The following is an 8,028-nucleotide window of genomic DNA, read 5'->3' on the forward strand; positions in this document are numbered from 1 at the left end:
TGGTTGGTGTTGTTGAAGATATTGTTGGACTTGTTCTTCTTCGAGGACTTGTTGAAGTAGTTGAAGGGGTTGTTCTTGTAGATGTCCAGATCGTACTCGCGACCGTAGACCTCTTCGTCCCAGCGCATCGACTTCTTCAGGCTGTTCATCGCGTGTTGGCACTTGTCGATGTTTTCCGGCTCGACGTAGATGCGTAGCGCGACCGTGCGCTCGGTCATGGTGGTGAAGGTGTCTTCAACGCACCACAAATCACCGGCCACCAGCGCGAACAGGTACGCCGGTTTCATGAACGGGTCTTCCCACGTTGCCCAGTGCCGGCCGTCTTCACCCGGGCCTGAAGCAATCGGGTTGCCGTTGGAGAGCAGCACCGGATAGCTGTGCTGTTCGGCGACCACGGTGGTGGTGAACTTGCTCATCACGTCCGGGCGGTCGAGGTAATAGGTGATCTTGCGGAAGCCTTCGGCCTCGCACTGGGTGCAGAACATCGTGCCGGACTTGTACAGGCCTTCCAGCGCGGTGTTGGTTTCCGGGTGGATCCTGACGCTGGTGTCGACCGTAAAGGTTTCGCTGGTCGGTTGCAGGGTCAGATGGTTCTCGGACAACTGATAGTCGCCGTCAGCCAGCTCTTTATCGGCGAGGGTCACCGAGAGCAGTTCCAGCTGCTGGCCATCGAGCACCAGCGGCGGCAGGCCGGCGCCACGTGCCGGGTTGCGGCGCATCACCAGTTGCGCGTGGACCAGGCTGTGGTCCTCGAACAACTCGAAGGTCAGGTGTGTTACATCGATCAGGTACTCAGGCGCCTGATAGTCCTTCAGGTAAATCATCTTCGGTTGTTCGGTGCGCATGCTGGAGTCCTTATTGATGCACGGCGAGCTGATAAGCCGTGTACTTACGAATATTGATCACGCCGGTGTCGAAGATCAGGTACTGACCCTTGATCCCCAGCAGCGTGCCTTCGGCAATCGGGTTCTTGTCCAGGTTGAAGCTGACGATTTTGGCCGGGTATTGCTCGACCGGATAGCGGATTTCGAGAGGTTCTACATCGGCAATCGTCTGAATCGCTTGTAGGCCGAATCGCTCTTGCAAGCCTTGCAGGCCTTCGGCGCAGCTTTCGAACAACTGATCGCGCACCTGTGCCAGATCCACCGCCACCGCATCGCCCTTGAGCAGTGCACGCCAGTTGGTCTTGTCGGCCACCTGACTGCGGAACAAGTCTTCAACGAAGCCCGACTGCTGACGCGTCGATACACGCATGATCGGCAAGGCCTGACTCGCACCCTGATCGAGCCAACGGGTCGGCAACTGGGTAGCACGCGTGATGCCGACCTTGATCCCTGACGAATTGGCCAGGTACACAACGTGATCGGTCATGCAGAACTGTTCGCCCCAGACTGGATCGCGGCAGGTGCCGGCGTCGTAGTGGCAACGCTCCGGGCTCATGATGCACAGGTCGCACTGGGCCAGTTTGGTCATGCACGGGTAGCAGTAACCCTGGCTGAAACTGGTTTTGGTCTTGCGCCCGCAATGGGTGCAGTGAATCGCCCCCAGGTACTCCAGACGCACCGTGGTGCCGATCAACGGGTTGACCGGCACCTCGACGTCATCCAGACGAAACGCGTATTGCACATTCGGCCCGTCCAGGCGCGCCGACATTTTGCTGATTGCACCGCGGCCAATCTCGATCAATGGATGGCATCCGACTTGAACAGGATGTTCGGCACTTCGATCGACTTCGACGCACACTCTTGCGGGCCCATGTAACCGGTGCGCTGATCTTCAGGCAGGTTCTGGATTTCCCAGGCGATCATCGCCTGCAACGACAGTTCACGCTGCTCGGCGGTGAGCTTGCCACCGTCCGACCACTTGCCGATTTCCACGGCCAGTTTCAGGCTCTCGTAGATGTCCGGGGTGATGTTTTTGATCATTTCGGCAAAAGACGACATGTTTGAACACTCTCCAATGAATGTCGCTAGTTTAACGGCGCTGAAGCGGCAAGACACTGCCGGGCATCAGGTCAGCGAGCGGATCGCCGGGCGCAATGCCCGGCGTCCTAGAACTCCCTTGAAAGTTTTACCTGGGTCAGTTCTTTCTCCAGCGCACGCCGGAAAATCTGCGGTGCGGTGAAGGTGTAAAGGGCGAACGCAAGCCAAACCCAGTCGATCACCTCGGCGGCACCGGGGTAGCCCTGTGCGGTGAGGGTGATCACGGTAACGCGGTACACCACAAACATTGCCAGCAACAGAATGATGGCGCCGGTCGTACTGCGGTCGTTCATCCAGCTGTTGAACCGCCACCAGAGCCCCATGAACACATTGCTGCGCGCCTTCACGGCGGTCAGCAGACTCAAAGCCGAGACATTGCTGGCGTTTTCCTGCAGGGCCCAGATCGCGTGTTCGCGTGCACCGTTGATATCGCCCTGACGCAGCAGCAAACGACCCAGCACCACCACGGCCCCGGCATGCCCGGGATCGGCCTGGAGTGCCTGTCGGGCAAAACTTTCGGCCTGCTGCCAATGGCCACAGGCCTGATGATATTCGGCCATCGCCACCAGATTGGCCGGATCGTCAGGGCCCAGCTCCAGCGCCTTTTCCAGCAGCGCCTGACTCTGCGCAAGGCGCCCGGTCAGTTGAAACAGGTCCGCAAGACTGCGGTAGTAACGCGGCTCCGTCGGCTCCATGTCGAGCAACTGCAACAGGTGCTGTTCGGTACTCTTGAATTGCCGCGCAGCCATGTAGATATGCGCGGCGGCGTAATGCGCCAACGGCAACGCCGGGTCCATCGCCAACGCCATCGAGGCTTCGTGGCGCCCGGCATGCAGACGACGCATGTTGAGCAGACACAGCGCCAGCAAGGCGTGGGCTTCGGCACATTCCGGGTCATCGGCCAGCAACTGTCGCAGGCTGTCGATGGCGCCGTCGTTGTGGCCGGACTGCAACCGCTGATAAGCCACTTGCAGCAGATAAGAGGTATTCATCAGCTCACCACCAGATACCAAAGGGTCGCCGGCACCAGAGTGACCACGATTCCTTTGAGCAGGAAGGCGCCTGCGAGCGCGACCAGCGGCGCGAAGCGATTGAGCACGCCGCCATAATATTGATACAGCTCGATGGTCGAGTTCTGCAGGGTGTACAGCACGTAACCGATGCTCAGTTTCCACACCACCAGGACCAGCAAGGCGTACTGGATCTGTGCCTGAGTGCTCAGGTAGCCGTTGTTCAACAAGCTGATCAAGGCCAGTCCGAGGATCACGCTGCCCACGGCACCGACGCCAACCCAGATCCACTCACGCTTGCGCGTCGGGCTGCCCACGGCCACCGAGTTGAGCACGAACCACGGCAAACCCAGCCATAGCCCGCCCATCATCAGCGCCAGCAATGGCCAGAACGGCGACACGGCAAACCGCGCCAGGCCGCCCGGACGCGGTTCGTCTTCAATGCGGTAAATATTCTGGGTTCCCATCAGCGTCCCTTGCCATGTTTGTCGAGAAACGCCAGCACTTCGTCGTACTGATTGCCTTCGTTGGCATAACGCGCGTAGTTGCGGGCGGTGGTCAGCCATTCCAGCGTCGTCGCGCGGACTTCTTTCAAGGCTTGCTTGAAGTGGCGGTCGCAAATCGGTTGCTCGGCGCCTTCACTGATCGACTCTTCGATGGCTTCATCGGCGGCGGTTTCCACCAGCTCGCTGAGGTCCGCGCCGGAGAAGCCCGAGGTGTGTTTGGCAAGGAAGGCGAAATCGATATCAGCCGCCAGCGGACGGCCCTTGACCATCAGTTGCAGCATGTTTTCGCGGGCGGCACGATCCGGTGGCGGCACAAACAACACGCGGTCGAAGCGACCGGGACGGCGGAACGCCGAATCCACCGACCACGGCACGTTGGTTGCCGCGAGGATCAGCACGCCATGATTGTCATGGGTGAAGCCATCCATTTCCGAGAGGAACTGGCTGACCAGTTTCGACGACGTCGACTCGCGGGTATTGGAGCGTTTGCCGCCCAGCGCCTCGACTTCATCGAAGAACATCACCGCCGGTGCCTGCGCCCGCGCCTGCTCGAACAAGGCGTGCAACTTGCGTTCGGACTCGCCGATGTACATGTCCAACACGTCGGAAATCGCCACGTTGAAAAACTTCGCCTTGCACTCGCCGGCGGTGGCTCGGGCCAGTAAGGTTTTGCCGCAGCCAGGCGGCCCGTACAGCAGCACACCGCCGCCGACGCGCTTGCGAAAGCGCTCGAACAACCCCGGCTTCTGGTACGGCAGGATGATCTTTTTATGGATGGTCTTTTTCAGATCGTCCAGGCCACCGATGTCGTTGAACGTCACGGTTTCGGTGTCTGGCACCAACAGTCGGCGGACTTCCGTCTGATCGGTGTCGTCGTTGGAGATCACCCGCAGTTTCGGCCGCCCTTCGCCAGCGGCAAAATCCACCACCGACACGTTCAGGCGACGCCACAGCGCCATGTCTTCCAACGCCGGGTTGGCAGCGATGGCGGCGCGGTACTCGACCAACGCTTCCTTGAGGCGATCAAGGTCGGCCAGTGCCCGTGCGCGCAACAGTTGCAGATGGGCGCCCTCACCGCTCGCCAGGTTCAAGGCTTTTTCAGCCTGCCCGGCGCCCAGGTACAGCTGCGCGGCGATCGGCTTCAGAGCCTCGGCGTCCGGCAATTGGTGCAGGTCGGCGGGAAGCAGTTTGAGGCCGCGCTGGCTGTCATTGCGCTCAAGGCAGGCCTTGAGCACCAGCGTCAGCAACGCGACGTTTCCCGGCGAGGCCAGCAGCGCGGCCTCGAGTTGATCCAGCGTCGTGTCATCCATGGTGAATCCTTGTGACAGCCAGTTGCAGATTGAAATAGCAGAATGAGCAGACCGCGATCATTGCAGCACCTCCGGCCGCTCGACATCGACCCAGACGAATTTATGCGGATCGAGGCGGGTTTCCTGATCCAGGCGATAAGCAACGAGTTTGCCGTAGAGCACGGCGCTGTAATCCAGACAGGCGAGGTTCGGGCGGATCGGCGCCGGTTTGCCGCTGCGCCAGTAGTGCCCGACAAACAGCAACGGCTCGTCGACGCCGTAGCGCAGCAGCGAATTCTTTTCAGTGGAAGTCAGCGGGGTTTGCGCCACCGGCTCCGGCAATGCATCGGGCTGGAACACGATGTCGCCGTAGGTTTTCGGATCGTCTTCCCAGAACTTGGTGCGGAAGAACGACCGCACCAGACCGTCACCACTGATCATGGTCTGGCCATCGGGCAGGCGCATATCGGTGCCGCGCAACAAACGATCGAACACGGTGCAGGCAAAACTGCCGGGCACTGCCGAAGACTGCAGGAAATGCTCGTCGATGCAGCCATTCGGGAACAGCGCGCGCAACGGCTCGATCAGCCCGGCATCCCAGCAGGCGTGCACCACGCGAAAACGCCCGGCATCGACAAACAGCGGCAACTGATAGAACCAGCGCTGAAAATCATGCCAATCGCCGGGATGGCCTTCGAACTGGGTCAGGGTTTCATTGAGCAGACGCGCATGACGCGGCGTATGTTCACGCACGAATTGCTTGCCGCTGCCCGGTGGCGCCGGAGTGCTCCAGCCGAGCGCGTTGAATTCGTGGTTGCCCATGATGCACAACGCCTGACCGGCCTCGACCATGTCATGGACGATGTGCAACGCCTCGCGAATTCGCGGGCCACGGTCGATGATGTCGCCGACGAACACGGCCATGCGTGAAGGATGTCGCCAGACCCCGCCCTGCTTGTGATAACCGAGTCGGTCAAGCAAGTGTTCGAGGGTCAGGGCGCATCCGTGCACGTCACCGATCAAGTCATAACTGCGCGCGGGATCGAGCATCAGTCGCCTCCACCGCCCAGCTTGCTGCCCCAGCCAAGCTTGGTCCGGCAGACTTCGTAGTAGTTGTGGTCGAGCGGGTGAATCAACCGCAGCTTCTGGGCTTTCTTGCTGACGGTGATGGTGTCGCCCGGCGCGCAGGTGAAGTGGTTCTGCCCGTCGCAGGAGACCTGCGGGTAAATCTGCATGTTTTTCGACACGACGATTTTCAGCTCACTGTTGCCATCGACCACAATTGGCCTGCTCGACAACATATGGGGATACATCGGCACGATCACAATGGCGTCGAGCTTGGGATGCATGATCGGCCCGCCGGCAGACAGCGCGTACGCAGTGGAACCGGTCGGCGTGGCGACGATCAGGCCGTCGGCCTTCTGGCTGCAGACGAACTGGCCGTCGATGTACAGCTCGAACTCGATCATTCGGGTCGACTTGCCGGGGTGCAGCACTACGTCGTTAAGCGCATCGCCCTGGCCGATGGCCTCGGCATGGCGGCGGACTTCGGCTTGCAGCAGGAAGCGGTTTTCCACCAGATAGTGGCCGTCGAGCACCTTGGCCACTTCGACTTCCAGCTCATCCGGGCGAATGTCGGTGAGAAAGCCGAGGCTGCCACGGTTGATGCCGAGCACCGGGATATTGTGCTTAGCCAGCGCCCGGGCGGCGCCGAGCAGGCTGCCGTCACCGCCGACGACGATGACCATGTCGCAGACTTCACCGAGCATCTTGCGCGACGAGGTTTGCAGGCCATGGCCCGGCAAGACTTCGGCGATGGTGTCTTCGAGGATCACATGCAGGTGACGATCGAGCAGAAAGCGTTTCAGTCGGCGGACGGTATCCAGCACCTGGGAACTGCCCAGGCGACCGATGATGCCGATATTACGAAATTGCTCCATGGGACCTCTGCGGACAATCGAAAACGCGAAAAACCCGATTATGGGCGAAAGCCGCCGTTAGACAAAATCCTTTCAGCCTCAAGGATGACCTCGTGTTTAAGGCTATGCTCGCAAGATGATCCTATTTCCCGAGCTGCTCTCGTTACCCCACCAATTACGCCATCCCGAAGTGCGCGATCTGGCGTGGGTCATCCTCGCCCCGCCGATGCTCGCCACCACCCCGTGGCCGCAACGTCATCCGCTGGCGGGCAGCGACTGGGTGGGCGATCCCGAGCGACTGGAACAATGGCTACGCCAACTCGATCGCGACAGTTACGGCCTGCTGCACTGGTTGTCCCAGGCACGCACCCGGCGCCTGGGCCTGTATTACGAGCGACTGTGGCAGTTTGCCGTGGAGCACGCGCCGGGGATCGAACTGATCGCGGCGAACCTGCCGATCCGCCGCGAGGGCCATACCCTCGGTGAACTGGACATGCTGCTGCGTGATCGCGACGGCGTACATCACCTGGAACTGGCGATCAAGCTCTACCTCGGCCCGCAGAACGGCGATGGCCGCGACCCGGCGCAATGGCTGGGCCCGGGCTGCCATGATCGACTGGACCGCAAACTGGCGCATCTGGCCGAGCATCAACTGCCGATTTCGGCGCGCCCGGAAAGCCGCGAAGTCTTGGCGGCGCTGGATATCGAAGTATTCAGTGCGCAACTGTGGCTGGGCGGGTATTTGCTCTATCCATGGCCGGGCACGGCTGAATCACCGAGCGGCGCGCATCCACAGCATCTGCGCGGCAGCTGGCTGCATCAGAAAGACTGGCCAGCCTTCGTGACCCAGCGCCCGGCCGGCCGCTGGCAACCCCTGCCCCGCCACGCCTGGCTGGCACCGGCGCACTACCCGGCGGATCAGGCCTGGGAGCAACAGCACTTGCAGATGTGGCTGGATGCACTGGAGCCGCTGGCCCCGGCGCAACTGATGGTGCGCCTGACCGAGAATGCGCAGGGGGAATGGGAAGAGGCAGAGCGGCTATTCCTCGTTTCCGATCTCTGGCCGAACGTACCGGGCCAGGCCTGAAAGAATATTTTGCCAATACCGGCCTCTTCGCGAGCTGGCTCGCTCCCACAGGGTGGAGTACAACCGACAAAAACAGGTTGGCTCTCAGGCCGCCATCGCTGGCAAGCCAGCTCCCACAAAGAAATGAGTACACCTCAAACGCGGCGCATGCCGCCCCACTCAACACAATGAGCGTTAGCTCGAGTACCGCCTTTGACCTTCACCACTCAACACAATGAGCGTTAGCTCGAGTACT

8 protein-coding genes and 1 pseudogene are annotated in these 8,028 nt (G+C 60.8%); 1 reads left to right on the top strand and 8 read right to left on the bottom strand.

Annotated elements, in window-relative coordinates; translation table 11 throughout:
- The 8 genes and pseudogenes from pepN to ACIONG_RS05885 all read right to left on the bottom strand — a co-directional run.
- Window positions 1-845, bottom strand: a pseudogene (gene pepN, locus ACIONG_RS05850) (aminopeptidase N); the annotation flags it as partial.
- Between the two features lie 10 nt (window positions 846-855).
- A complete protein-coding gene (locus ACIONG_RS05855; protein WP_277758216.1) occupies window positions 856-1,686 on the bottom strand; it encodes a DUF2797 domain-containing protein in 831 nt (276 codons plus the stop codon).
- Window positions 1,683-1,943 carry a YeaC family protein gene (locus ACIONG_RS05860; RefSeq protein WP_008079610.1) on the bottom strand — a complete coding sequence of 87 codons (261 nt, stop codon included), beginning with the start codon at window positions 1,941-1,943 and terminating at the stop codon, window positions 1,683-1,685. The genes ACIONG_RS05855 and ACIONG_RS05860 overlap by 4 nt, the downstream gene beginning before the upstream one ends.
- 107 nt (window positions 1,944-2,050) lie before the next feature.
- Window positions 2,051-2,974: a tetratricopeptide repeat protein gene (locus ACIONG_RS05865; RefSeq protein ID WP_401297375.1), complete on the bottom strand. Its 924-nt coding sequence runs from the start codon at window positions 2,972-2,974 to the stop codon at window positions 2,051-2,053.
- Entirely contained in the window at window positions 2,974-3,459 is a 486-nt protein-coding gene (locus ACIONG_RS05870) for a hypothetical protein (protein ID WP_103303517.1), read from the bottom strand. Before ACIONG_RS05870 ends, ACIONG_RS05865 begins: the two co-directional genes overlap by 1 nt.
- Window positions 3,459-4,808 carry a 26S protease regulatory subunit gene (locus ACIONG_RS05875; protein WP_103303516.1) on the bottom strand — a complete coding sequence of 450 codons (1,350 nt, stop codon included), beginning with the start codon at window positions 4,806-4,808 and terminating at the stop codon, window positions 3,459-3,461. Before ACIONG_RS05875 ends, ACIONG_RS05870 begins: the two co-directional genes overlap by 1 nt.
- Before the next feature lie 57 nt (window positions 4,809-4,865).
- Complete coding sequence (locus tag ACIONG_RS05880) at window positions 4,866-5,840, bottom strand: metallophosphoesterase (RefSeq protein ID WP_371919307.1); 975 nt, start codon at window positions 5,838-5,840, stop codon at window positions 4,866-4,868.
- Complete coding sequence (locus ACIONG_RS05885; protein WP_003224174.1) at window positions 5,837-6,727, bottom strand: NAD(+) kinase; 891 nt, start codon at window positions 6,725-6,727, stop codon at window positions 5,837-5,839. Before ACIONG_RS05885 ends, ACIONG_RS05880 begins: the two co-directional genes overlap by 4 nt.
- 115 nt (window positions 6,728-6,842) lie before the next feature.
- On the opposite strand from ACIONG_RS05885, the gene ACIONG_RS05890 reads away from it, so the two are divergent.
- A complete protein-coding gene (locus ACIONG_RS05890; RefSeq protein WP_401297378.1) occupies window positions 6,843-7,793 on the top strand; it encodes a DUF1853 family protein in 951 nt (316 codons plus the stop codon).
- Window positions 7,794-8,028: the final 235 nt, after the last annotated feature.

Origin of the sequence: Pseudomonas sp. NPDC087817, from assembly GCF_044742875.1 — a bacterium.
In the GTDB taxonomy this organism is placed as follows: Bacteria; Pseudomonadota; Gammaproteobacteria; order Pseudomonadales; family Pseudomonadaceae; genus Aquipseudomonas.

Coding starts and splice junctions, on each gene's coding strand:
- ACIONG_RS05885 (WP_003224174.1), bottom strand. CDS start 6,727: ATGGAGCAATTTCGTAATATCGGCATCATCGGTCGCCTGGGCAGTTCC.
- ACIONG_RS05860 (WP_008079610.1), bottom strand. CDS start 1,943: ATGTCGTCTTTTGCCGAAATGATCAAAAACATCACCCCGGACATCTAC.
- ACIONG_RS05890 (WP_401297378.1), top strand. CDS start 6,843: ATGATCCTATTTCCCGAGCTGCTCTCGTTACCCCACCAATTACGCCAT.
- ACIONG_RS05875 (WP_103303516.1), bottom strand. CDS start 4,808: ATGGATGACACGACGCTGGATCAACTCGAGGCCGCGCTGCTGGCCTCG.
- ACIONG_RS05865 (WP_401297375.1), bottom strand. CDS start 2,974: ATGAATACCTCTTATCTGCTGCAAGTGGCTTATCAGCGGTTGCAGTCC.
- ACIONG_RS05870 (WP_103303517.1), bottom strand. CDS start 3,459: ATGGGAACCCAGAATATTTACCGCATTGAAGACGAACCGCGTCCGGGC.